This is a genomic window from Streptomyces sp. RLA131 (assembly GCF_056270125.1).
Window position 1 is genome coordinate 2117043 of the sequence record NZ_JBWDOQ010000002.1, and the last position, 20625, is coordinate 2137667.

The 20625-nt window shown below is 72.3% G+C and carries 25 protein-coding genes; 2 read left to right on the top strand and 23 right to left on the bottom strand.

Annotated features, from left to right (window positions below):
* Nucleotides 1-29: 29 nt before the first annotated feature.
* From RWE79_RS10555 to hisI, 12 genes are all read right to left on the bottom strand, one after another.
* A complete protein-coding gene (locus RWE79_RS10555; RefSeq protein WP_475939772.1) occupies nucleotides 30-761 on the bottom strand; it encodes a VIT1/CCC1 transporter family protein in 732 nt (243 codons plus the stop codon).
* A 172-nt stretch (nucleotides 762-933) separates the two neighbouring features.
* Nucleotides 934-2007: a prolipoprotein diacylglyceryl transferase gene (gene lgt, locus RWE79_RS10560; RefSeq protein ID WP_475939773.1), complete on the bottom strand. Its 1074-nt coding sequence runs from the start codon at nucleotides 2005-2007 to the stop codon at nucleotides 934-936.
* Nucleotides 2008-2075: 68 nt separating this feature from the next.
* A complete protein-coding gene (locus tag RWE79_RS10565; RefSeq protein ID WP_475939774.1) occupies nucleotides 2076-2975 on the bottom strand; it encodes a DsbA family protein in 900 nt (299 codons plus the stop codon).
* 65 nt (nucleotides 2976-3040) lie between these two features.
* Nucleotides 3041-3886 (bottom strand): tryptophan synthase subunit alpha, encoded by an 846-nt coding sequence (trpA, locus tag RWE79_RS10570; protein ID WP_475939775.1) that lies wholly within the window; start codon nucleotides 3884-3886, stop codon nucleotides 3041-3043.
* Nucleotides 3883-5142, bottom strand: coding sequence for a tryptophan synthase subunit beta (trpB, locus tag RWE79_RS10575; protein ID WP_475939776.1), 1260 nt, complete (start codon nucleotides 5140-5142; stop codon nucleotides 3883-3885). Before trpB ends, trpA begins: the two co-directional genes overlap by 4 nt.
* Before the next feature lie 117 nt (nucleotides 5143-5259).
* Nucleotides 5260-5457, bottom strand: coding sequence for a tryptophan biosynthesis modulator TrpM (gene trpM, locus RWE79_RS10580; RefSeq protein WP_475939777.1), 198 nt, complete (start codon nucleotides 5455-5457; stop codon nucleotides 5260-5262).
* 104 nt (nucleotides 5458-5561) lie between these two features.
* On the bottom strand, nucleotides 5562-6371 hold the full coding sequence (gene trpC / locus RWE79_RS10585; RefSeq protein WP_475939778.1) for an indole-3-glycerol phosphate synthase TrpC: 810 nt from the start codon (nucleotides 6369-6371) through the stop codon (nucleotides 5562-5564).
* Nucleotides 6372-6533: 162 nt separating this feature from the next.
* Nucleotides 6534-6950 (bottom strand): DUF2752 domain-containing protein, encoded by a 417-nt coding sequence (locus RWE79_RS10590; protein WP_475939779.1) that lies wholly within the window; start codon nucleotides 6948-6950, stop codon nucleotides 6534-6536.
* 136 nt (nucleotides 6951-7086) lie between these two features.
* Nucleotides 7087-7317 (bottom strand): HGxxPAAW family protein, encoded by a 231-nt coding sequence (locus tag RWE79_RS10595; protein WP_475939780.1) that lies wholly within the window; start codon nucleotides 7315-7317, stop codon nucleotides 7087-7089.
* Nucleotides 7318-7394: 77 nt separating this feature from the next.
* Nucleotides 7395-8099, bottom strand: a complete 705-nt coding sequence (locus RWE79_RS10600) for a TIGR02234 family membrane protein (protein WP_475939781.1) — start codon at nucleotides 8097-8099, stop codon at nucleotides 7395-7397.
* A 14-nt stretch (nucleotides 8100-8113) separates the two neighbouring features.
* Nucleotides 8114-9628, bottom strand: a complete 1515-nt coding sequence (locus tag RWE79_RS10605) for an anthranilate synthase component I (protein ID WP_475939782.1) — start codon at nucleotides 9626-9628, stop codon at nucleotides 8114-8116.
* A gap of 103 nt (nucleotides 9629-9731) precedes the next feature.
* Nucleotides 9732-10079 (bottom strand): phosphoribosyl-AMP cyclohydrolase, encoded by a 348-nt coding sequence (hisI, locus tag RWE79_RS10610; RefSeq protein WP_475939783.1) that lies wholly within the window; start codon nucleotides 10077-10079, stop codon nucleotides 9732-9734.
* Between the two features lie 154 nt (nucleotides 10080-10233).
* On the opposite strand from hisI, the gene RWE79_RS10615 reads away from it, so the two are divergent.
* Nucleotides 10234-11100, top strand: a complete 867-nt coding sequence (locus tag RWE79_RS10615; protein ID WP_475939784.1) for a hypothetical protein — start codon at nucleotides 10234-10236, stop codon at nucleotides 11098-11100.
* 38 nt (nucleotides 11101-11138) lie between these two features.
* The gene (locus RWE79_RS10620) at nucleotides 11139-11774 is read left to right on the top strand and encodes a TIGR03085 family metal-binding protein (RefSeq protein WP_475939785.1); all 636 of its coding nucleotides are present in this window, start codon (nucleotides 11139-11141) and stop codon (nucleotides 11772-11774) included.
* 57 nt (nucleotides 11775-11831) lie between these two features.
* Here the strand turns inward: RWE79_RS10620 and RWE79_RS10625 are convergent, their stop codons facing one another.
* From RWE79_RS10625 to hisD, 11 genes are all read right to left on the bottom strand, one after another.
* Nucleotides 11832-12308 (bottom strand): DUF5707 domain-containing protein, encoded by a 477-nt coding sequence (locus RWE79_RS10625; protein ID WP_475939786.1) that lies wholly within the window; start codon nucleotides 12306-12308, stop codon nucleotides 11832-11834.
* Nucleotides 12309-12533: 225 nt separating this feature from the next.
* Entirely contained in the window at nucleotides 12534-13793 is a 1260-nt protein-coding gene (locus RWE79_RS10630) for an MFS transporter (protein ID WP_475939787.1), read from the bottom strand.
* A gap of 50 nt (nucleotides 13794-13843) precedes the next feature.
* The gene (locus tag RWE79_RS10635; protein ID WP_475939788.1) at nucleotides 13844-14482 is read right to left on the bottom strand and encodes a helix-turn-helix domain-containing protein; all 639 of its coding nucleotides are present in this window, start codon (nucleotides 14480-14482) and stop codon (nucleotides 13844-13846) included.
* A gap of 149 nt (nucleotides 14483-14631) precedes the next feature.
* A complete protein-coding gene (gene hisF, locus RWE79_RS10640; RefSeq protein WP_475939789.1) occupies nucleotides 14632-15396 on the bottom strand; it encodes an imidazole glycerol phosphate synthase subunit HisF in 765 nt (254 codons plus the stop codon).
* Nucleotides 15393-15797 carry a Rid family hydrolase gene (locus RWE79_RS10645; protein ID WP_475939790.1) on the bottom strand — a complete coding sequence of 135 codons (405 nt, stop codon included), beginning with the start codon at nucleotides 15795-15797 and terminating at the stop codon, nucleotides 15393-15395. Before RWE79_RS10645 ends, hisF begins: the two co-directional genes overlap by 4 nt.
* Complete coding sequence (gene priA, locus RWE79_RS10650) at nucleotides 15794-16525, bottom strand: bifunctional 1-(5-phosphoribosyl)-5-((5-phosphoribosylamino)methylideneamino)imidazole-4-carboxamide isomerase/phosphoribosylanthranilate isomerase PriA (RefSeq protein WP_475939791.1); 732 nt, start codon at nucleotides 16523-16525, stop codon at nucleotides 15794-15796. Before priA ends, RWE79_RS10645 begins: the two co-directional genes overlap by 4 nt.
* Before the next feature lie 13 nt (nucleotides 16526-16538).
* On the bottom strand, nucleotides 16539-17201 hold the full coding sequence (gene hisH, locus RWE79_RS10655; protein WP_475939792.1) for an imidazole glycerol phosphate synthase subunit HisH: 663 nt from the start codon (nucleotides 17199-17201) through the stop codon (nucleotides 16539-16541).
* A gap of 15 nt (nucleotides 17202-17216) precedes the next feature.
* Nucleotides 17217-17369 (bottom strand): hypothetical protein, encoded by a 153-nt coding sequence (locus tag RWE79_RS10660; RefSeq protein ID WP_475939793.1) that lies wholly within the window; start codon nucleotides 17367-17369, stop codon nucleotides 17217-17219.
* Nucleotides 17369-17962 (bottom strand): imidazoleglycerol-phosphate dehydratase HisB, encoded by a 594-nt coding sequence (gene hisB / locus RWE79_RS10665; RefSeq protein ID WP_475939794.1) that lies wholly within the window; start codon nucleotides 17960-17962, stop codon nucleotides 17369-17371. The genes RWE79_RS10660 and hisB overlap by 1 nt, the downstream gene beginning before the upstream one ends.
* A 4-nt stretch (nucleotides 17963-17966) precedes the next feature.
* Nucleotides 17967-19067, bottom strand: a complete 1101-nt coding sequence (locus RWE79_RS10670) for a histidinol-phosphate transaminase (RefSeq protein ID WP_475939795.1) — start codon at nucleotides 19065-19067, stop codon at nucleotides 17967-17969.
* Nucleotides 19064-20386 carry a histidinol dehydrogenase gene (gene hisD, locus RWE79_RS10675; protein ID WP_475939796.1) on the bottom strand — a complete coding sequence of 441 codons (1323 nt, stop codon included), beginning with the start codon at nucleotides 20384-20386 and terminating at the stop codon, nucleotides 19064-19066. Before hisD ends, RWE79_RS10670 begins: the two co-directional genes overlap by 4 nt.
* Between the last annotated feature and the right edge of the window lie 239 nt (nucleotides 20387-20625).

A 20625-nucleotide genomic window follows, 5' to 3' on the forward strand; every position in this document is an offset into this window, starting at 1 on the left:
GTAACAAGCGGCTTGCGCCGGAGCAGGCCCTAACCGACAGCGCCGCCGAACAGGGCTCCCAGAACGAAGGTAACCCCGGCGGCCGCTCCGCCCAAGAGGAGCTGCCGCAGTCCGCTGAACCACCAGCCGCGCGCCGTGACCTTCGACACGGCCGCGCCGCAGCCGAACAGCCCCACCAGCGCCAGGGCCAGCGCCGGCCACAGCGTGGTCGCGCCCAGCAGGTACGGCAGCACCGGCAGCAGCGCGCCCACCGCGAACGACACGAACGAGGACCCCGCCGCGACCAGCGGCGACGGCAGGTCCGACGGATCGATGCCCAGCTCCTCGCGGGCGTGTATCTCCAGCGCCTGCTCCGGGTCCACGGACAGCTGTCGCGCCACCTCGTACGCCAGCTCGGGATCGACCCCGCGCGAGGTGTAGAGCGACGCGAGCTCCAGCAGCTCGTCCTGCGGATTACGGCTCAGCTCCAGCCGCTCAAGGGCGAGTTCGGCCTCGACCAGCTCCCGCTGGGAGGCCACCGAGGTGTACTCCCCCGCCGCCATGGAGAACGCCCCGGCGGCCAGCCCGGCCATGCCGGTGATCACGATGGTGTGCGGCGCGACCGCGCCTCCGGCGACACCCGTGATGAGCGCCAGGTTCGACACCAGGCCGTCCATCGCCCCGAAGACCGCGGGCCGCAGCCAGCCGCCGCTCACATCGCGGTGCTCGTGATGCGCGACGTGGACCGGTGTACCGGCGTCCTCGACAGTCAACGACGACATGGGTGACCCGCTCTCCTCGCCCGGGGATCGCACCCCGGTTCCCTCCCACAGAACTCCTCGACCGTACGCCGCGATTTTCTTCGTTTCCAGCAAGGAAAGCCTGCCTTACCTGCGAAAACGCGACGGCCGCCGCACCCGGTGGGTACGGCGGCCGTGACGGTCGTGCGGGTTGTCAGGACTTCTCGGCGTGGGCCTCTTCGGGCGCGGCGGCGGCCTTGGGCCCGGCCTCGGCCTCCGCTTCGCTCTCCGGCTCGGCCTTGGTCTCGGCCTCGGCCTTGGGCTCCGGCTCGGCCTCGGGCTCGGCCTCAGCCTCGGGCTCGGCCTCACGCTCGCGCTCGGGCGCGGTCCCGGCTTCCGCCTTGGCTTCGGGCTCGGTCACGGGCTCGGTCCCGGCCGCCTCCGGCCCGGCATCCGCCGCGACCGCGGCCGGCTCGACGACCTCCTCGCGGCCCGGCCGCTTCTTCGCCGAGATCACGAAGTAGACCACCGCCCCGACGAAGACCACGATCGAGGTCCAGTCGTTGAGCCGCAGGCCCAGGATGTGGTGGGCGTCGTCGACCCGCATGTACTCGATCCAGAACCGGCCGACGGTGTACGCGGCGACGTACACCGCGAAGGCCCGGCCGTGGCCGAGCCGGAAACGGCGGTCGGCCCAGATGACGAGCAGGGCGACACCGACACACCACAGCGACTCGTACAGGAAGGTCGGGTGGTACGTGGCGAGGTCGGGCGAGTCCACCGGCCGGTGCGCGGCGTCGATCTTGAGCGCCCAGGGCAGGTCGGTCGGCCGCCCGTAGAGCTCCTGATTGAACCAGTTGCCCCAGCGGCCGCAGGCCTGGGCGAGGGCGATCCCGGGGGCCAGGGCGTCGGCCCAGGCCGGCAGCGGGATGCCGCGGCGGCGGCAGCCGATCCAGGCGCCGACGGCACCGAGGGCGATGGCACCCCAGATACCGAGGCCGCCCTCCCAGATCTTGAACGCGTTGACCCAGTCCTTGCCCTCACCGAAGTAGAGCTCGTAGCTGGTGATCACGTGGTAGAGACGTCCGCCGACCAGGCCGAACGGCACCGCCCATACGGCGATGTCCGCGACCGTGGTCTTCTGTCCGCCCCGGGCGGCCCAGCGTTTGCCGCCGAGCCACACGGCGACGAAGACGCCGATGATGATGCAGAACGCGTAGCCGCGCAGCGGAATCGGGCCCAGGTAGAGCACTCCGCGCGACGGACTGGGGATGAATGCGAGGTTCATGGCAAAGACCGACGCTACCCTGCCGGGCGGGCGCGCGGGCACCCGCCCGGCAACGGCTGGATAACGCCTCAGCCGGAGGCGGACGGGGAGGGGGTCGCGGCCGGGGAGGGGGTCGCGGCCGGGGAGGGGGTCACGGCCGGGGAGGCCGCGGCCGAGGTACTCGGTGTGATGCCCGGCGTCGCCGTCCCCGCCTTCTTGCCCTTGTTGGCGTCGGCCACCAGCTGCTTGAGCCGGTCCGAGGTCAGCGGGGCGCTCGCGTCGGCGTAGATGTTCTTGCCGTTGAGCAGGACGGTCGGCGTGGCGTTGTAACTGGTCTTGCCGAAGGCGGTGTTGGACGCCATGATCCACTCGTCGTAGGTGCCCTTGTTGACGCAGGCCGTGAAGGCGGCGTTCTTCAGGCCCGGTACCTTGCCGGCCAGCTGCAGCAGATAGGCGTTGTCGGCGAACTTGTCATCGGTCTCCGACGGCTGGTTCTCGTACAGGACGTCGTGGAAGGCCCGGAACTTGTTCTGGTCCTGGGCGCAGGCCGCCGCGTTACCGGCCCTGAGCGAGCCGGTGCCGCCGAGGTTGCCATCGATGATGCGGACCAGGTGGTACTGGACCTTGAGCTGGCCGCTGTCCTGGAGGCCGTGGACGGTGTCCCGGAAGTTCTTCTCGAACTGTCCGCAGGCCGGGCAGCGGAAGTCCTCGTACACGGCCAGGGTCGAGGGTGCGTCGCTCGCGCCGCTGGGGATCACGAGCTTGTCGGTGCCGCTCGCGCCCACCGGGGCCGCGGCCGGCGTCCCCGAGCCGCCGCCGCTATTGCTGGAGACCACCACGCCGATCACGGCGGCGATCGCCAGCACGGCGACGATGCTGCCGCCGACGATCAGCGCCCGCTTGCGCTTGTCGCGCGCCTTGTCCATCTCACGCTGTTCCTGCATCCGCTCGCGGGCGGTGCGCTTGCTCTCACGGTTCTTCTCGCTCACACCCCCGCATAACGAACCGGGGGCACGCATTCGCGTACCCCCGGCCCTGAATTCCCCCGAACGGATTACGCCCGGTGGGCCTCCTCGATCACGGTCCGGCTGCGTACGCCCTTGGCCAGGTCGGCGGCGAGCTCGCGCACCGCCGCCAGACCGGCCGCCTCGTCCGGAGCGTCCAGCATCCGCTTGACGAAGGCCGAGCCGACGATGACGCCGTCGGCGAAGAGCGCGACCTCGGCCGCCTGGTCGGCGTTGGAGACGCCCAGGCCCACACAGACCGGCAGTTCGGTGGTGGCCCGGGTGCGCCGCACCAGGTCCGCGGCCTGTTCCCCGACGCTCTCGCGGGTGCCGGTGACGCCCATCAGCGAGGCCGCGTAGACAAAGCCGGAGCCCGCCTCCGTGATCTTCGCCAGCCGCTCGTCCCGGCTGCTCGGCGCGACCACGAAGACCGTGGCCAGGCCCTGCTGCTCGGCGGCCTTGCGCCACACCTCGGACTCCTCGACCGGCAGGTCGGGCAGGATGCAGCCGGCGCCGCCCGCCTCGGCCAGCTCGGTCGCGAAGCGCTCGGCGCCGTAGCGGTCGACCGGGTTCCAGTACGTCATGACCAGGATCGGCGCCCCGGTCGCGGCGTGCGTCTCGCGCACCGTGCGCAGCACGTCGGCGATCCGTACGCCGCCGCGCAGCGCGATGTCGTCGGCGGTCTGGATGACCGGGCCGTCCAGCACCGGGTCGCTGTGCGGCAGCCCGATCTCGACGATGTCGGCGCCGCCCTCCAGGACCGCCTTGGCGGCCTCGATGCCGCCGTCGACGGTCGGGAAGCCGGCCGGGAGGTAGGCGACCAGGGCCGCCCGGTTCTCGGCCTTCGCGTCGGCGAGGACGCGGTTCAGCAGCTCGATGGTGCCGTTGCCGCTCACTTCTCGTCCTCCTCGGTGACCTCGTCGGTCGGGTCGTACAGCCCGAAGTAGCGGGCAGCGGTGTCCATGTCCTTGTCGCCGCGCCCGGAGAGGTTGACCAGCAGCAGGCCGTCCTCGCCCAGCTCACGGCCGATCTGCAGGGCGCCCGCCAGGGCGTGCGCGCTCTCGATGGCCGGGATGATGCCCTCGGTCATGGACAGCAGCCGCAGTGCCTGCATCGCCTCGTCGTCGGTGACCGGACGGTACTCGGCGCGGCCGCTGTCCTTGAGGTAGGCGTGCTCCGGGCCGATGCCGGGGTAGTCCAGGCCCGCCGAGATCGAGTACGGCTCGGTGATCTGGCCCTCGTCGTCCTGGAGGACGTACGAACGTGAGCCGTGCAGGATGCCGGGCTCGCCGGCGGTCAGCGTCGCGGCGTGCTCGCCGGAGTCGACGCCGTGGCCGGCCGCCTCCAGGCCGATCATGCGGACACCGGAGTCGGGGATGAAGGCGTGGAAGAGGCCGATGGCGTTGGAGCCGCCGCCGACACAGGCGGCGACCACGTCCGGGAGCCGTCCCGCGCGCTCCAGGATCTGGCGGCGGGCCTCGACGCCGATGACGCGGTGGAAGTCCCGCACCATCGCAGGGAACGGGTGCGGGCCCGCCACGGTGCCGAACAGGTAGTGCGTGCGGTCGACGTTGGCGACCCAGTCGCGGAACGCCTCGTTGATCGCGTCCTTGAGGGTGCGGCTGCCCGACTTCACCGCGACGACCTCTGCGCCGAGGATGCGCATCCGGGCCACGTTAAGGGCCTGGCGACGGGTGTCGATCTCACCCATGTAGATCGTGCACTCCAGGCCGAACAGCGCGCACGCGGTGGCCGTGGCCACACCGTGCTGTCCGGCGCCGGTCTCGGCGATCACCCGGGTCTTGCCCATGCGCTTGGTGAGCAGCGCCTGGCCGAGCACGTTGTTGATCTTGTGCGAGCCGGTGTGGTTCAGGTCCTCGCGCTTGAGGAAGACCCGCGCCCCGCCGGCGTGCTCCGCGAAGCGCGGCACCTCGGTGAGCGCGCTGGGGCGGCCCGTGTAGTTGACCAGCAGGTCGTTGAGCTCGGCGGCGAACGCCGGGTCGGTCCTGGCCTTGTCGTACTCGGCGGCCACCTCGTCCACGGCGGCGACCAGCGCCTCCGGGATGAACTTGCCGCCGTAGGCGCCGAAGTAACCCTCGGCGCTGGGGATCAGACCATCGGGGTCGGGAATGAAGAACTCGTCGTGCGACATGACGATCCTGGCTCCTCGCGCGTTTACGCGTACTCAGGGATGAACAGTACGTATCGTCGGCGACGGCCCGGGCACGGCTGCGCGGCCCCTCCGGTGGGGGCGGTGGAATTCAGCAGTTCAGCATGCCGGGGCGGCCGCACGGGCCGCACGCCATCGGCGGCCGTTCACCTGGCCCGGCTCGCACCCGATCACATAGCGCACCCGGCGCCCCAGCACCCGGCGGGCCGGTGCCCGGCAACCGCGCGGACGGCAGCCGCGGCGCAGCCGCGCGTAGGCGTCCGTGCCGGTCGGGCCGGCGGGGGTGGTCGGGAGCATGTGCGTCACTCTAGCCCAACGGGTCGGGGGCGGTCGTCCCGCCGGGGCGGGACGACCGCCCCCGGGGGCCGGGTGGTGCGCGGCGTGGTGCGCGGCGGGCGGAATCAGCTCCGGCCGTGGCGCAGCGCGGGGTGGGCGCCGGCCGCGACGAGGTCGGCGACGGCGGCCTTGGGGTCACGGCCGGTGACGAGGGACTCGCCGACCAGCACGGCGTCGGCGCCGTCGTTGGCGTAGGCGATGAGGTCGTGCGGGCCGCGCACCCCGGACTCGGCGATCTTGACGACGTGGTCGGGGATCTCGGGCGCGACACGGGCGAAGTTGCCCCGGTCGACCTCAAGGGTCTTGAGGTTACGCGCGTTGACGCCGATGATGCGGGCGCCCGCGTCGACCGCGCGGGCGACCTCCTCCTCGTCGTGCACCTCGACCAGCGGGGTGAGCCCGATGGACTCGGCGCGCTCGATGAGGGACACCAGCGCGTCCTGCTCCAGGGCGGAGACGATCAGCAGCGCGAGGTCGGCGCCGTGCGCACGCGCCTCCCAGAGCTGGTAGGCGGTGACGATGAAGTCCTTGCGCAGCACCGGGATGTCGACCTTGGACCGGACGGCGTCCAGGTCGGCGAGGGAACCGCCGAACCTGCGCTGCTCGGTGAGGACGCTGATGACGGCGGCGCCACCGGACTCGTAGTCGGCGGCGAGGCCGGCCGGGTCGGCGATGGCGGCGAGGGCGCCCTTGGAGGGGCTGGAGCGCTTGACCTCGCAGATGACCTTGACGCTGTCGCCGCGCAGAGCGGCGACGCCGTCCTTGGCCTCGGGGGCCTTGGCCGCCAGCTCCTTGAGCTCGTCGAGGGAGACCTGCGCCTGCCGCTCGGCGAGGTCCTGGCGGACTCCGTCGATGATCTCGTCGAGCACACTCACGCGAGCGGTCCCCTTTCCATCAGCCTTCATCAGCGAAACGATCAAGCCAGCGAATGGGATGTTCCACCAGCACTGCGATGGTAACCGCCGGGGCCCGGAGGACCTGCATCCGGCGGAGCATAAGCCCACTACGTGGACATTTCCCCGGAACCCGGAACCGCTCTACGGAGCCAGCGCCGCCCCGAACGGCAGGTTCCGGACAAGGGTGAAAACGATCACGACGGCGGCCACGGCCCACACCCCGGCGGGCCTGACCGGCACCTGGAACGGCCGCCCCCGGGCCGTACGCGTCACCCACACGGCCCAGAAGACGGCGAAGGCGGCGTACCCGGCGACCGCCAGCGCGTTGAGCCCGAGCGCCGCGCCGAGGTCGCCGTGCGCGACGGCGTACGCGCTGCGCAGGCCGCCGCAGCCGGGGCAGTAGACGCCGGCGTACCTCAGCAGCGGGCAGACCGGGTAGTGCCCGGGGGTGTTGGGGTCGACCGTCGCGACATAGGCGAAGGCGGCGACGACCCCGCCCAGGACGCCGAGCGGCGCGGCGAGGCGCCGCAGGGGCGGGGCGGGGGGAAGGAGGGTCACCGGCCGATTGTCCCCCGGAAACGGCGGACGGCGCGGCCCCGCGCGGGGCCGCGCCGTCCGTCATGCGCGAGGAGGCCGGGCTGTCGGCCGTGGCGTCGGCCGTGGCGTCGGTTGTCCGGTCCGGTCAGCCGTGCCGTCAGCCGTGCTGCTGGGCCGTGCGGCCCGAGGAGGAGCGGGGCTCCTTGCCCAGGCCCGCGGCCCGCATGGCCATGCCGACGATGCCGCCCAGGCCGGCCACGACGAGGCCGCCGAGCATGCCCAACGGATTGCCCAGGACAACGAAAGCACCCGCGATGCAGAAGCCGATGAAGGCGATGGTGACGCCGGTCCACGCGGCAGGGGTGTGTCCGTGGCTGTTGCCCGCCATGAGTGCTCCCAAAGTCTTGCTGGTTCAGCTGGTTCCCAGCTGGTTCAGAGGTCGGCACCATTGTCCCCCAGGTGCCCTCAGGCCGTGTCACCGGCCGTCCGGGTCGGGTCCTCGCCACGGTCCAGGGCCTTCCACAGGTCCTCGGGGCGGTCCGGGTCCACCACCGGCGCGCGTCGCTCGCGGGGCCGGGGCCCGGCGCCTTCGCGGTCGTACCGGTCGGACATCGTCGGCCAGGCCCGGCCGCGTACGAGGGCGATGATCCCGGCGGCCAGCAGCAGCACGCCGCCCGCCGCTGCGACCAGCGGCCAGGCGGTGGTGGTGCTGCCGCTCACGGAGGAGTGGGCCACGGCGGTGGCGGTGGAGGCCGCCGAGTCCAGAGCGGCGGTGTCGCCGAGGGCGAGCAGCGGGGCGGCCACCGTGCCGGCCCCGGACAGTGCCAGCAGCGCCGAGACGGTCACCCGGCCGGCCCCGCGCACCGCGAACACCGCGACCAGCGCGGCGAGCCCCACCAGGGCCAGCGCGCCGGGCAGCGCGGTGACCTCGCCGCCGGTGGCGTGCACCGCCATGCCGCTGCCGGCGAAGGAGACGCTGCCGTTCATCCAGGTCTTCCCGGCGGCGATCAGGACGATCGCGGCGCCCACGACGCCGAGCAGCAGCGCCGCGGCGAGGCTGCGCCGGCCACCACCGCCCCGGCCGGCGGGCGGCACGGGGGCCGTCGGGGCTACGGGGGCGTCCGGGGCTACTGACTCTTCTTCGGTCTGGGGCTGGGTCGCGGCAGTCACCCCTCCACTATCGCCTATCGCCGCAGCGCGTTCGCCGTGGCCACCGCGCGCAGCACCGCCGCCGCCTTGTTACGGCACTCGGTGTCCTCGGCGACCGGGTCGGAGTCGGCGACGACACCCGCCCCCGCCTGGACGTACGCGGTGCCGCCGCGCAGCAGCGCGGTACGGATCGCGATGGCGGTGTCGGAGTCCCCGGCGAAGTCCAGATAGCCGACGCAGCCGCCGTACAGGCCGCGCCGGGTGGGTTCCAGCTCGTCGATGATCTGCATGGCGCGCGGCTTGGGGGCGCCGGACAGCGTCCCGGCGGGGAAGCAGGCCGTCAGGACGTCGAAGGCGGTGCGGCCCGCGTCCAGCGTGCCGGTGACGGTCGAGACGATGTGCATGACGTGGCTGTAGCGCTCGATCGACATGAAGTCGACCACCTCCACGCTGCCCGGCTCGCACACCCGGCCCAGGTCGTTGCGGCCCAGGTCGACCAGCATCAGATGCTCGGCGCGCTCCTTCGGGTCGGCGATCAGTTCGTCGGCGAGCGCCTGGTCCTCCTGCGGGCTCGCCCCGCGCGGCCGGGTGCCGGCGATCGGGTGCACCATCGCCCGGCCGTCCTCGACCTTGACCAGCGCCTCCGGACTGGAGCCGACGACGTCGAAGCCGTCGAAGCGCAGCAGGTACATGTACGGGGACGGGTTGGTCGCCCGCAGCACCCGGTAGACGTCCAGGGCGCTGGCCGGGCACGGGGTCTCGAAGCGCTGCGAGGGCACGATCTGGAAGGCGTCGCCGGCCCTGATGTACTCCTTCGCCGTCTCCACCGCCGCCTGGTACACCGCTCCGCCGGAGCGGACCGTGATCTCCTCCGGCAGGGCGCTGGGCGGCAGTTCCACGGGCGCGGGGTCGACCGGCCGGGCGAGGTCGGCGGCCATCGTGTCGAGGCGGGCGACGGCGTCGGCGTAGGCCTCGTCGACGCCGGTGTCGAGGTCGTTGTGGTTGATCGCGTTGGCGATCAGCAGGACGGAGCCGTCCCAGTGGTCCAGCACCGCCAGGTCCGAGGTCAGCAGCATCGTCAGCTCGGGCAGCCGCAGGTCGTCCTGCGCGTGGTCGCCGATCCGCTCCAGGCGCCGCACGATGTCGTAGCCCAGGTAGCCGACCATGCCACCGGTGAACGGCGGCAGTCCGCCGTCGCCGTGCAGGTCACGGGGGGTGTGCAGGGTCTCCACGGTGGCGCGCAGCGCGTCCAGCGGGTCGCCGTGCTCCGGTACCCCCACCGGGGGTGTGCCGATCCAGTGCGCCTGGCCGTCCCGTTCGGTCAGCGTCGCGTCGCTCCGTACGCCGACGAAGGAGTAGCGCGACCACGACCGGCCGTTCTCCGCCGACTCCAGCAGGAAGGTGCCGACCCGCTCCGCCGCCAGTTTCCGGTACAGCCCGACCGGTGTGTCGCCGTCCGCCAGCAGCCGCCTGCTCACCGGGATCACCCGGCGGTCCAGCGCGAGCTTCCGGAACGTGCCGAGGTCGGGGGTGACGGTGCCCGTGGTCATGGCCGCAAGCCTAGTGCCCGTTGGCCGCGCGCCCGACACAAGGCCGCGGCGGCCGCGGCCGGTCCCGCCCCGGGCGGCCCGGCCCGCCCACGGCCCGGCACGGTCAGCCCAGCGGCAGGGTGTCCGCGTCGAAGCAGGTGCGGTCGCCGGTGTGGCAGGCGGCGCCGACCTGGTCGACCCTGACCAGGAGCGTGTCGCCGTCGCAGTCCAGGGCCACGGACTTGACGTGCTGGAAGTGCCCGGAGGTGTCGCCCTTGACCCAGTACTCCCGGCGGCTGCGGCTCCAGTAGGTGCAGCGGCCGGTGGTGAGGGTGAGCCGGAGCGCCTCGTCGTCCATCCAGCCGAGCATGAGCACCTCGCCGGTGTCGTACTGCTGGGCGATGGCGGGGACGAGGCCGTCGGGGTTGCGCTTGAGGCGGGCGGCGACGGCGGGATCGAGCTCGGAGTCCATGCCTCCATTCTGCGCCCGATCACCACGGACCCAAAAAGCCGCATGACTCACATAGCACGCAAGCCGGGTGACCGGGCGTCAGTAAAAGGTCACCCCTGTCACGACTTCGTATCCAGGTGAAGCCCTTGTCACCCGGATGGGGCATGCTTCGTGCATGAGTTTTCCTCCGCCGCCACAGCCCAGCCAACCCCAGCCCGGCCAGGGCGGCGGATACGGTCCGCCGCAAGGGTACGGACCTCCGCCCCTCCCCCAGGGCGGTGGCGGCTACGGCTACCCCGAGCAGGGCGGTTACCCGCATCAGGGTGGCGGTTATCCGCCCCAGGGCGGCGGATACGGAGACGGCGGTTACGGCGGCGGTGGGGGCGGCTGGGGCGGGCCGGGCGGCCCCGGTGGCCCCGGTGGCCCCGGCGGTTATCCGCCGCCCCCGGGCGGCGGCAAGGGCGGGAAGATAGCCGCGATCGCGATCGGCGCGGTGATCGTCGTCGCGGTACTGGTCGGCGCCCTGGTGGTCCTCATGGGCGGCGACGGGGACAGCGACACGTCCGCGTCCTCCAGCAGTTCGACCCCGGCGTCGTCGGCGACGTCCTCCGCCTCCGGCGACAGCACCGCGACCGACGACGCCAGTGACGCCACCGCCGGCTCGGACCCCACCGACAGCGTGGTCCCCTATGTCGTCCTCTCCCCCGGCAAGTGCTTCGACCACCCGGGGCTGAACAGCAGCGTCAAGGTCGTCACGACCCGTTCCTGCAGCAGCGCGCACGACGGCGAAGTGATCGCCAACGAGACCCTGACCGGCAGCTTCACCACCGAGACCGAGCTGCAGACGAAGGTCCTCAAGCTCTGCGAGAAGGACGCCAAGGCCCGCCTGGCCAAGATCCCCGCCGACGGGCGGACCTACTACTACTACGCCATCTACCCGTCTCTGGCGACGTACACCATCCAGAACAAGCACACCATCTCCTGCTCCCTGACCCTGAGCAACAAGGTGGACGGCAAGCAGCTCACCAAAGCCCTTCCCTAGAACCCCCGCCCGGCGGGGAGTGGACGTAGGCTGACGGTATGTCGACTCATGCGCAGCGTGAACGTCTGCTCCTCGCCGACCTCCTGGAGAGCGTCGGACCCGAGGCCGCCACCCTGTGTGACGGCTGGACCACCACCGACCTGGCCGCGCATGTCGTGGTCCGCGAGCGCCGGGCCGACGCCTCCGCCGGACAGCTGATCCCACAGCTCGCGCCCCGGCTGGAGCGGGTGCGCAAGGAGTTCTCCCAGAAGCCGTACGAGGAGCTGATCCGGCTCATCCGTACCGGGCCGCCCCGGCTGTCGCCCTTCGCGCTCAAGCAGATCGACGAGGCGGCGAACACCGTCGAGTTCTACGTCCACTCCGAGGACGTCCGCCGCGCCCAGCCCGACTGGACGCCGCGCGAGATCGACCCGGTCTTCGCCGACACCCTCTGGTCCCGCCTGGAGCGCACCGCCCGGCTGCTCGGCCGCAAGGCCCCGGTCGGCGTCGTACTGCGCCGCCCCGACGGCCAGACCACCGTCCTGCACCGCGGCACCCCGGTGGTCACCGTCACCGGCGAGCCGGGCGAGCTGGTGCTCTTCGCCTTCGGGCGTACGCAGTCCGCGCGGGTGGAGACCGAGGGCGACAAGGACGCGGTCACCAAGCTGTACGACACTCCGCAGCTCGGCATCTAGGGCGCGTCGGCCACCGGCGTCCGCCGGGGCGCGGGTCCCCGTGCGGGTCCTCGGGGTTCAGCGGGCCCGGCGGGTGACGGTGAAGGCCGATGCCTTGGCGTCGAAGGTGGTGTCGTGGTCCTTGGCCGTGACCAGGACCGCCACGTACCAACGGCCGGTCGGGGTGTCGTCGGCGTCCTGCGGGCCGACGGGGGTGGAGTAGGTGCACACCGAGGTCGTCGGTGAGGACGCCTTGCAGGTGGCCTTCTCGGTAGTCAGGACCAGGTCCCGCTTCCTGGGTGTCACGTTCGAGCTCTTCGGCCAGGCGAGGACCTTCACGCTGCTGATGCCCGACCCGTCGGAGACGGTGGCGGAGAACCGGAACGTCCTGGTGCCGGTGGCGCCCAGGACCAGCGGGGTCGCCGAGACCTCGCGGATCGCGGGCCGCGCGGGAGCGTCGGCGGCATCGGCGGTGCCGACGCCGAGGCAGGCGGCCACGACACCGCCCACGACGAGAGCGCCGGCGAGGGCGGAGACCGCAACACGAGTGGACATGGAGTTCCCCCAGGAAAGAAGCGAGTGACGAACCGTCACCACGGTTGCTGTGCACGGCACCTGACGTGGTGTCGTGCTGTGTCCATGGTGTGCGGCAGCAGGGTTGGCCGGCATGAGTACCACTACTCAACCCGCCCCGGTACGGCCCGGTGAGTACCTCCGGCACCGCAACGCGAACAGCCGGCCCGGTCACCCGCGGATCCGCGGCTCGCCGCGTTCCGGTGTTCACTGGTGCGGCAGTTCGGACCTGCGCAGGGCCGGGGAGGCGAGACCGTACGCCGCCGCCAGCACGGTCACGGCGGCGCTGGCGGTGAAGACCGGCTCCAGGCCCCAGGCGGCGATGCCGGCGCCGGTGAGCGGGTAGCTCAGCGGCGCGACGCCGACCGCGAAGAAGGTCAGCACCGAGCCGACCCGGCCCAGGTAGGCGGGGGCCGTCAGGGTCTGGAGCAGGGCGCCCACCAGCGCGCCGCCGAGCCCCGCCAGCAGACCGGTCGCCACGCCCGCCGCCACGGCCAGCGGCAGCGACGGGGCGTAGGCCAGGGCCGCGGCGGCAACGGCCCCCAGGGCGCCGCTGACGCTCAGTACGAGTCCGGCGCGCGGTATCCGGCCGCGTACGGTCAGCAGCAGTGAGGCGGCCCCCGCGCCCGTCCCGAAGCCGCTGATGATCCAGCCGAGCCCGGCGGCGCCCCAGCCCCGCTGGTCCGCCAGCAGCGTGGCGCCGATGTTCAGCGGTCCGGCCAGGCCGAGCTCGGCGGCGGCGCCGACGGCCACCAGCGCGGTCAGCGCCCGGTTCCGGCGGATGTGACGGAAGCCGTCGGCCAGTTCCCGCAGGGCCGGGCCCTTCGCCCGGATCCGGTCGTCACCGGGCAGCGGGGTGATCCGTACGGCGGCCAGCAGCACCAGCGACACCGCGAAGAGCACCCCGGCCACCCCGAAGGCCGCCGCCGACCCGCCGAGCCCCATCGCCAGTCCGCCCAGCGGCGCCCCGGTGACCGTGGCCACCCGGGTGGCCAGGCCCTTCATGCCCTGGACGCGGGTCAGCTGGTCCGGTCCGGTGATCCGCGGCGGCAGCGCGCTGACCGCGGGCATGAACAGCGCGTCGACCGCGCCGAAGACCAGGGCGACCGCCACCAGGGCCCACAGCCCGGGTGTGGTGAGGGCCAGCAGCCCCGCCATGGCCAGGATCACCACGCAGCGGGTGGCGTCGCTGCCGATGACCACCCGGCGCGGCCCGAAGCGGTCGGCGACCAGTCCCCCGCCCAGCATCAGCGCGGCCCGGGGCACCGAGCCGACGGCCAGCACCAGCCCGGCCTGTGCGGCGCCGCCGGTACGGGTGGCCGCCCACGACAGGGCGATGAAGTAGACGCTGTCGCCGATCAGCGAGGCGGCGAACGCGGTCAGCCAGCGCAGGACGTTGCCGTCCCGGTGGGCGGGCGCCGAAGGGGCGGTGAGCACGGACGTCGTGCGTGTCCCGGTCGCCGGCATGACGGCGGCCTCCTTCTCTGCGGTCCTCTGCGCGGACTTCTCCGCGGAGATCAGGGGCGGAAGGGGAATCCGTACAGGTGCAGTGCGACGTTCTCGCGGCCGGCGGTGTCGCCGGCGTCCTCGGCGGCCCGCCCGTGGTCGGTCCAGCGGCGGACCAGTTCGTCCAGCTCCCGGCTGAGCCGGCCCAGTTCGGCGGCGGTCAGCCGGGGCATGTACTCGGAGCTGAACGAGGCGTCCATCCACTCCCCCGGCCAGCTCCCCGACTCGTCCAGATGCGCCATGTACCGCTCGTAGCGGGACGCGACGATCTGCCGGTTGACCGCGCTCATCACCGCCGCCCCCTCGGGCCGGTCGGCGAAGTCCGTGCTGCGGAAGGTGATGCCGCGCTCCGAGGTGACCTGCCACCAGCGCTCGCGGCCGTCCGAACTCCCGCCCTGCGCCTCCTTGATGAAGCCATGGGCGGCCATCTTGCGCAGGTGGTAGCTGACCAGCGACACGGCCTCGTCGACCTGGTCGGCGAGTTGTGAGGCGGTCGCCTTACGGGCGAGGTGCAGGGCCCGGTAGAGCTTGATGCGCAGCGGGTGCGCGAAGACCTTCAGCGCGTTGAGGTCGGTGATCCTGAAGATCTCGTTCCCGGCGCAGTCCGGGGCGCCGGCCCCCGCGTCGTCCGGGACCTTGTCATCTGCCATGTCCACGACGCCAGTTGCGCAGCTTTTTTTGCGCAACATAAATTGCGCAACTTTATTTTTCTGTTCCGGCAACGAAAAGCCGGCCCGGCCGGCGGGTGAACCGCCGCGACCGGACCGGCCGTGGATCAGGCCCCTGCCGGGGCGGGGCCTCAGCGCGCCGGGTATCCCGCGCCGCGCAGGGCGTCCTTGACCTCGCCGATGCGCAGGTCGCCGAAGTGGAAGACGGAGGCGGCCAGTACGGCGTCGGCGCCGGCCGCGACCGCCGGGGCGAAGTCGGGGAGCCTGCCCGCGCCGCCACTGGCGATGACGGGGACGGTGACGTGCTTGCGCACGGCGGCGATCATCTCGGTGTCGTAGCCGTCCTTGGTGCCGTCGGCGTCCATCGAGTTGAGCAGGATCTCGCCGGCGCCCAGTTCGGCGGCCCGGTGCGCCCACTCCACGGCGTCGATGCCGGTACCGCGGCGGCCGCCGTGGGTGGTGACCTCGTAGCCGGAGGGAGTGCCCGCGTCCGTGCGCCGGGCGTCGACCGACAGGACCAGCACCTGGCTGCCGAAGCGCTCGGCGATCTCCCGGATGAGCTCGGGCCGGGCGATGGCGGCGGTGTTGACGCCGACCTTGTCCGCGCCCGCGCGCAGCAGCTTGTCGACGTCGTCCGCCGAACGGACGCCGCCGCCGACCGTGAGCGGGATGAAGACCTGCTCGGCGGTGCGGCGGACGACGTCGTACGTGGTCTCGCGGTCGCCGGAGGAGGCGGTGATGTCGAGGAAGGTCAGCTCGTCGGCGCCTTCGGCGTCGTACAGCTTGGCCATCTCGACCGGGTCACCGGCGTCGCGCAGGTTCTGGAAGTTGACGCCCTTGACGACGCGGCCGTTGTCGACGTCGAGGCAGGGGATGACGCGGACCGCGAGGGTCATTGGGGGGCTCCTCGGAAGGCTTCTACTTCGACCTCGACCAGGACGCGCGAGTCGACGAAACCGGCGACCAGGACGATGGTCCCGGCCGGGCGCACGGCGCCGAACAGCTCCTTGTGGGCGCGGCCGACATCCTCCGCGTCGCGGGCGTGGCTGATGTACATACGGGTGCGGATGACGCTCTCGGGTCCCAGGCCGAACTTCTCCAGGGCGGCGAGCGCGTTGCCGAAGGCGAGCTGGGCCTGCTCGTACGGGCTCCCCTCGCCGGCCACCACCCCGCCGACCAGCGGCATGGTGCCGCCGACAAGGACCCGGTCCCCCGCCGCGACGGCGCGGGCGAAGCCCATGGTCTCTTCCCAGGGGCTGTCGCTCTGCACATGCTGCACGGCAGGGGTTTCAGTCATCGTGACACGGCCTCCAAAGCCTCTTCCAAGGTGAACGCCTTGGCATAGAGGGCCTTGCCCACGATGGCGCCTTCGACACCCTCCGGGACCAGAGTGGCGATCGCGCGCAGGTCGTCAAGGGACGAAACGCCCCCGGAGGCGACCACCGGCTTGTCGGTGGCGGCGCAGACGTTCTTCAGCAGCTCCAGGTTGGGGCCCTGCAGCGTGCCGTCCTTGGCGATGTCGGTGACGACGTAGCGGGCGCAGCCCTCGCCGTCGAGGCGGGCCAGCGTCTCGTACAGGTCGCCGCCGTCGCGGGTCCAGCCGCGGCCGCGCAGCGTGGTGCCGCGTACGTCCAGGCCGACCGCGATGCGGTCGCCGTGCTCGGCGATGACCTTGGCGACCCACTCGGGGGTCTCCAGGGCCGCGGTGCCGAGGTTGACCCGGGTGCAGCCGGTGGCGAGGGCGGCGGCGAGGGTGTCGTCGTCGCGGATGCCGCCGGACAGCTCGACCTTGATGTCCATGGAGCGGGCGACCTCGGCGATCCGGGCGCGGTTGTCGCCGGTGCCGAAGGCGGCGTCGAGGTCGACCAGGTGCAGCCACTCGGCGCCGGACTGCTGCCAGGCGAGGGCGGCGGCCAGCGGATCGCCGTAGGACGTCTCGGAGCCGGACTCGCCGTGGACGAGGCGGACTGCCTGGCCGTCGCGGACGTCGACGGCGGGGAGGAGTTCGAGGCGGGGCGTGGTCATTGCGTCGTACGTCCTAGAGGGTGTCGAGCCAGTTGGTCAGCAGCTGCGCGCCGGCGTCGCCGGACTTCTCGGGGTGGAACTGGGTGGCCCACAGCGGCCCGTTCTCCACGGCGGCGACGAAGGGCTCGCCGTGGGTGGCCCAGGTGACCTTCGGGGACCGGATGTTGGCGTTGGTCACCTCCAGCTCCCAGGAGCGGACGGCGTAGGAGTGCACGAAGTAGTAGCGCTCGTCCGCGTCCAGACCGGCGAACAGCCGGGTGTCCTCGGGGGCCTTGACGGTGTTCCAGCCCATGTGCGGGACGACCGGCGCGCGCAGCGGCTCGACGGTGCCGGGCCACTCGTCGCAGCCGGCGGTCTCGACTCCGTGCTCCACGCCGCGCGCGAAGAGGATCTGCATGCCGACGCAGATGCCCAGCACCGGACGGCCGCCGGCCAGCCGGCGGCCGATGATCATCTCTCCGCGTACGGAGGTGAGTCCGGCCATGCAGGCGGCGAAGGCGCCGACCCCGGGGACGAGGAGCCCGTCGGCGTTCATCGCCTTGTCGAAGTCGGCGGTGATCTCGACCTCGGCGCCGGCCCGGGCCAGGGCGCGTTCGGCGGAGCGGATGTTGCCGAAGCCGTAGTCGAGGACGACCACATTCTTGGCGGGCTTGGCGGGCTTGGCGGACTTGGTCATGTGCTGGGTCCCCCTCTACAGGCGCATCAGGCCGGCGGTCAGCGACATGGCGGCGCTGACGCCGAGCAGGATGATGACGCTCTTGGGCAGCTTCTGCTTCCAGAAGGAGTAGACCCCGCTGGCGAGGAAGATCCCGAGGAAGATGTAGACGGCGGCGGCCGTGTTCATCAGAGGGCGCCCTTCGTCGAGGGCAGGATGCCGGCCGCGCGCGGGTCGCGCTCACTGGCGTAGCGCAGGGCCCGCGCCAGCGCCTTGAACTGGCACTCGACGATGTGGTGCGCGTTGCGCCCGTACGGCACGTGGACGTGCAGGGCGATCTGCGCCTGCGCGACGAAGGACTCCAGGATGTGCCGGGTCATGGTGGTGTCGTACTCGCCGATCATCGGCGCCATCTTCTCCGGCTCGGTGTGCACCAGATAGGGGCGGCCGGACAGGTCGACGGTCACCTGGGCGAGGGACTCGTCCAGCGGGACGGTGCAGTTGCCGAAGCGGTAGATGCCGACCTTGTCGCCCAGGGCCTGCTTGAAGGCGGCGCCCAGCGCGAGGGCGGAGTCCTCGATGGTGTGGTGGGAGTCGATGTGCAGGTCGCCCTCGGTCTTGACGGTGAGGTCGAAGAGGCCGTGGCGGCCGAGCTGGTCGAGCATGTGGTCGTAGAAGCCGACGCCGGTCGAGATGTCGGTCCTGCCGGTGCCGTCGAGGTTGATCTCGACGACGACGGAGGTCTCCTTGGTCGTGCGTTCCACGCGGCCTACGCGGGACATGTGCTCAGCTCTCCTTCTTCAGGTCGCGTGCCGCTTCCAGGAACGCGTCGTTCTCGGCCGGGGTGCCCGCGGTGACCCGCAGCCAGCCCGGTACGCCGTTGTCGCGGACCAGGACACCGCGGTCGAGGAGCGCCTGCCAGACGGCGTGGCTGTCCTCGAAGCGGCCGAACTGGACGAAGTTGGCGTCGGAGTCGGTGACCTCGTAGCCGATCGCCCGCAGTTCGGCGACCAGGCGGTCCCGCTCGGCCTTCAGCTGCTCGACGTACCCCAGCAGCGTATCGGTGTGCTCCAGCGCGGCGAGCGCGGTGGCCTGCGTGACCGCCGACAGGTGGTACGGCAGCCGGACCAGCTGTACGGCGTCCACCACCGCCGGGTCGGCGGCGAGGTAGCCCAGGCGCAGACCGGCGGCACCGAAGGCCTTGGACATGGTGCGGCTGACCACCAGGTGGGAGCGGCCCTCGATGAGCGGCAGCAGCGAGGGACGGTGGCTGAACTCGCCGTACGCCTCGTCGACCACCACCAGGCACGGGCGGGCGGCCTGCGCGGCCTCGTACAGCGCCAGGACGGTGCCGGCGTCGACCGCCGTGCCGGTGGGGTTGTTGGGCGAGGTGATGAAGACGACATGCGGGCGGTGCTCGGCGATCGCCGCCGTGGCCGCCGCCACGTCGATGGTGAAGTCCTCGCTGCGCGGGCCGGAGATCCACCCGGTGCCGGTGCCGCGCGAGATCAGCGCGTGCATCGAGTACGAGGGCTCGAAGCCGATCGCGGTGCGGCCGGGGCCGCCGAAGGTCTGCAGCAGCTGCTGGATGACCTCGTTGGAGCCGTTGGCCGCCCAGACGTTGGCGAGGCCGACCGGGTGCCCGGCGGTGCGCGTGAGGTACGCGGCGAGGCCGGTGCGCAGCTCGACCGCGTCCCGGTCGGGGTAGCGGTTGAGGCCGCGGGCGGCCTCGCGGACCCGCTCGGTGATGCGCTCGACCAGGGCCTCGGGCAGCGGGTACGGATTCTCGTTGGTGTTCAGGCGTACCGGGACGTCGAGCTGGGGGGCGCCGTACGGGGACTTGCCGCGCAGTTCGTCCCGGATGGGAAGGTCGTCAATGCCGGTCACTGACCCGGTACCGTCCAATCGAATCGCGCTCGTACAGCCGCGCCGTGCGCGGGCAGGTCCTCGGCGTCGGCGAGGGTGACCACGGTCCCGGCGACCTCGGCCAGCGCCTCGCGGGTGTAGTCCACGACGTGGATGCCGCGCAGGAAGGACTGGACCGACAGCCCGGAGGAGTGGCAGGCGCAGCCGCCGGTGGGCAGCACGTGGTTGGAGCCGGCGGCGTAGTCGCCCAGCGAGACGGGGGCGAAGGCCCCGACGAAGACCGCGCCCGCGTTGCGCACGCGGGCGGCGACGGCGGCCGCGTTCTCGGTCTGGATCTCCAGGTGCTCGGCGGCGTAGGCGTCCACCACGGCGAGTCCCTGGTCGATGCCGTCGACCAGCACGATGCCGGACTGGCGGCCGGTCAGCGCCGGAACGATCCGGTCCTCGACGTGCTTGGTGGCGGCGACCTGGACCGCCAGCTCCTTCTCGACGGCCTCGGCGAGGTCCGGCGAGTCGGTGACCAGGACGGCGGCGGCCAGCGGGTCGTGCTCGGCCTGGCTGATCAGGTCGGCGGCGACGTGCACCGGGTCGGCGGTGGCGTCGGCGAGGATCGCGATCTCGGTGGGCCCGGCTTCGGCGTCGATGCCGATCCGGCCCTTGAGCAGACGCTTGGCGGCGGCCACGTAGATGTTGCCGGGGCCGGTCACCAGGGTGGCGGGACGGCACTCCTCGGTGCCGTACGCGAACATGGCGATCGCGGTGGCGCCGCCGGCCGCGTACACCTCGTCGATGCCGAGCAGCGCGCAGGCGGCGAGGATGGTGGGGTGCGGGAGCCCGCCGAACTCCTTCTGCGCGGGGGACGCGACGGCCATGGAGCCGACGCCGGCCTCCTGGGCCGGCACCACGTTCATGATCACGGACGACGGGTAGACCGACAGCCCGCCCGGCACGTACAGCCCGACGCGGTCCACCGGCACCCAACGCTCGGTGACCGTGCCGCCCGGCACGACCTGCGTGGTGTGATCGGTGCGGCGCTGCTCGCGGTGGACGATCCTGGCGCGGCGGACGGACTCCTCCAGCGCGGCGCGCACCTTCGGGTCCAGCTCGTCCAGGGCGCGGGAGAGCTCCTCCACCGGCACCCGGACCCGGTCGATGACGACTCCGTCGAACAGCTCCGCGTAGTGGATCAGCGCCGCCGTGCCGCGATGCTTCACGTCCTCGCAGATCGGGCGCACCTTCTCCAGGGCGGCCTCGACGTCGAAGTCGGCACGGGGCAGCAGGTCGCGGTCGATTCCGTTCTCGGGGAAGGCATCGCCGCGCAGATCGATTCGGGAGATCACCCTCCCAAGTGTAGGGAAAGCCACCGGGGGCCCGCGCCGGGTATCAGTCCCTGATACGGCATACGGCCCCCACCGGAAGATCATTGCCGATAGCGTTTCGGTCGTCGCTGTGAGCCACGGGAGGGAAACCGGTGACCGAGCAGTCGGACACGCCGCCGTCACCACCACCGGCACCGCCGCACCAGCCGCCGCACGAGCCGCCGCACGAGCCGCCGCAGCAGCAGCCGCAGCAGCAGCCG

Excerpts from the sequence above, each read along its gene's own strand:
- RWE79_RS10555 (WP_475939772.1), bottom strand. The coding sequence starts at position 761 with ATGTCGTCGTTGACTGTCGAGGACGCCGGTACACCGGTCCACGTCGCG.
- lgt (WP_475939773.1), bottom strand. The coding sequence starts at position 2,007 with ATGAACCTCGCATTCATCCCCAGTCCGTCGCGCGGAGTGCTCTACCTG.
- trpB (WP_475939776.1), bottom strand. The coding sequence starts at position 5,142 with ATGTCGCACGACGAGTTCTTCATTCCCGACCCCGATGGTCTGATCCCC.
- trpM (WP_475939777.1), bottom strand. The coding sequence starts at position 5,457 with ATGCTCCCGACCACCCCCGCCGGCCCGACCGGCACGGACGCCTACGCG.
- RWE79_RS10595 (WP_475939780.1), bottom strand. The coding sequence starts at position 7,317 with ATGGCGGGCAACAGCCACGGACACACCCCTGCCGCGTGGACCGGCGTC.
- RWE79_RS10605 (WP_475939782.1), bottom strand. The coding sequence starts at position 9,628 with ATGACCACGGGCACCGTCACCCCCGACCTCGGCACGTTCCGGAAGCTC.
- hisI (WP_475939783.1), bottom strand. The coding sequence starts at position 10,079 with ATGGACTCCGAGCTCGATCCCGCCGTCGCCGCCCGCCTCAAGCGCAAC.
- RWE79_RS10615 (WP_475939784.1), top strand. The coding sequence starts at position 10,234 with ATGAGTTTTCCTCCGCCGCCACAGCCCAGCCAACCCCAGCCCGGCCAG.
- RWE79_RS10620 (WP_475939785.1), top strand. The coding sequence starts at position 11,139 with ATGTCGACTCATGCGCAGCGTGAACGTCTGCTCCTCGCCGACCTCCTG.
- RWE79_RS10625 (WP_475939786.1), bottom strand. The coding sequence starts at position 12,308 with ATGTCCACTCGTGTTGCGGTCTCCGCCCTCGCCGGCGCTCTCGTCGTG.
- RWE79_RS10630 (WP_475939787.1), bottom strand. The coding sequence starts at position 13,793 with ATGCCGGCGACCGGGACACGCACGACGTCCGTGCTCACCGCCCCTTCG.
- RWE79_RS10635 (WP_475939788.1), bottom strand. The coding sequence starts at position 14,482 with ATGGCAGATGACAAGGTCCCGGACGACGCGGGGGCCGGCGCCCCGGAC.
- hisF (WP_475939789.1), bottom strand. The coding sequence starts at position 15,396 with ATGACCCTCGCGGTCCGCGTCATCCCCTGCCTCGACGTCGACAACGGC.
- RWE79_RS10645 (WP_475939790.1), bottom strand. The coding sequence starts at position 15,797 with ATGACTGAAACCCCTGCCGTGCAGCATGTGCAGAGCGACAGCCCCTGG.
- priA (WP_475939791.1), bottom strand. The coding sequence starts at position 16,525 with ATGACCACGCCCCGCCTCGAACTCCTCCCCGCCGTCGACGTCCGCGAC.
- hisH (WP_475939792.1), bottom strand. The coding sequence starts at position 17,201 with ATGACCAAGTCCGCCAAGCCCGCCAAGCCCGCCAAGAATGTGGTCGTC.
- RWE79_RS10660 (WP_475939793.1), bottom strand. The coding sequence starts at position 17,369 with ATGAACACGGCCGCCGCCGTCTACATCTTCCTCGGGATCTTCCTCGCC.
- hisB (WP_475939794.1), bottom strand. The coding sequence starts at position 17,962 with ATGTCCCGCGTAGGCCGCGTGGAACGCACGACCAAGGAGACCTCCGTC.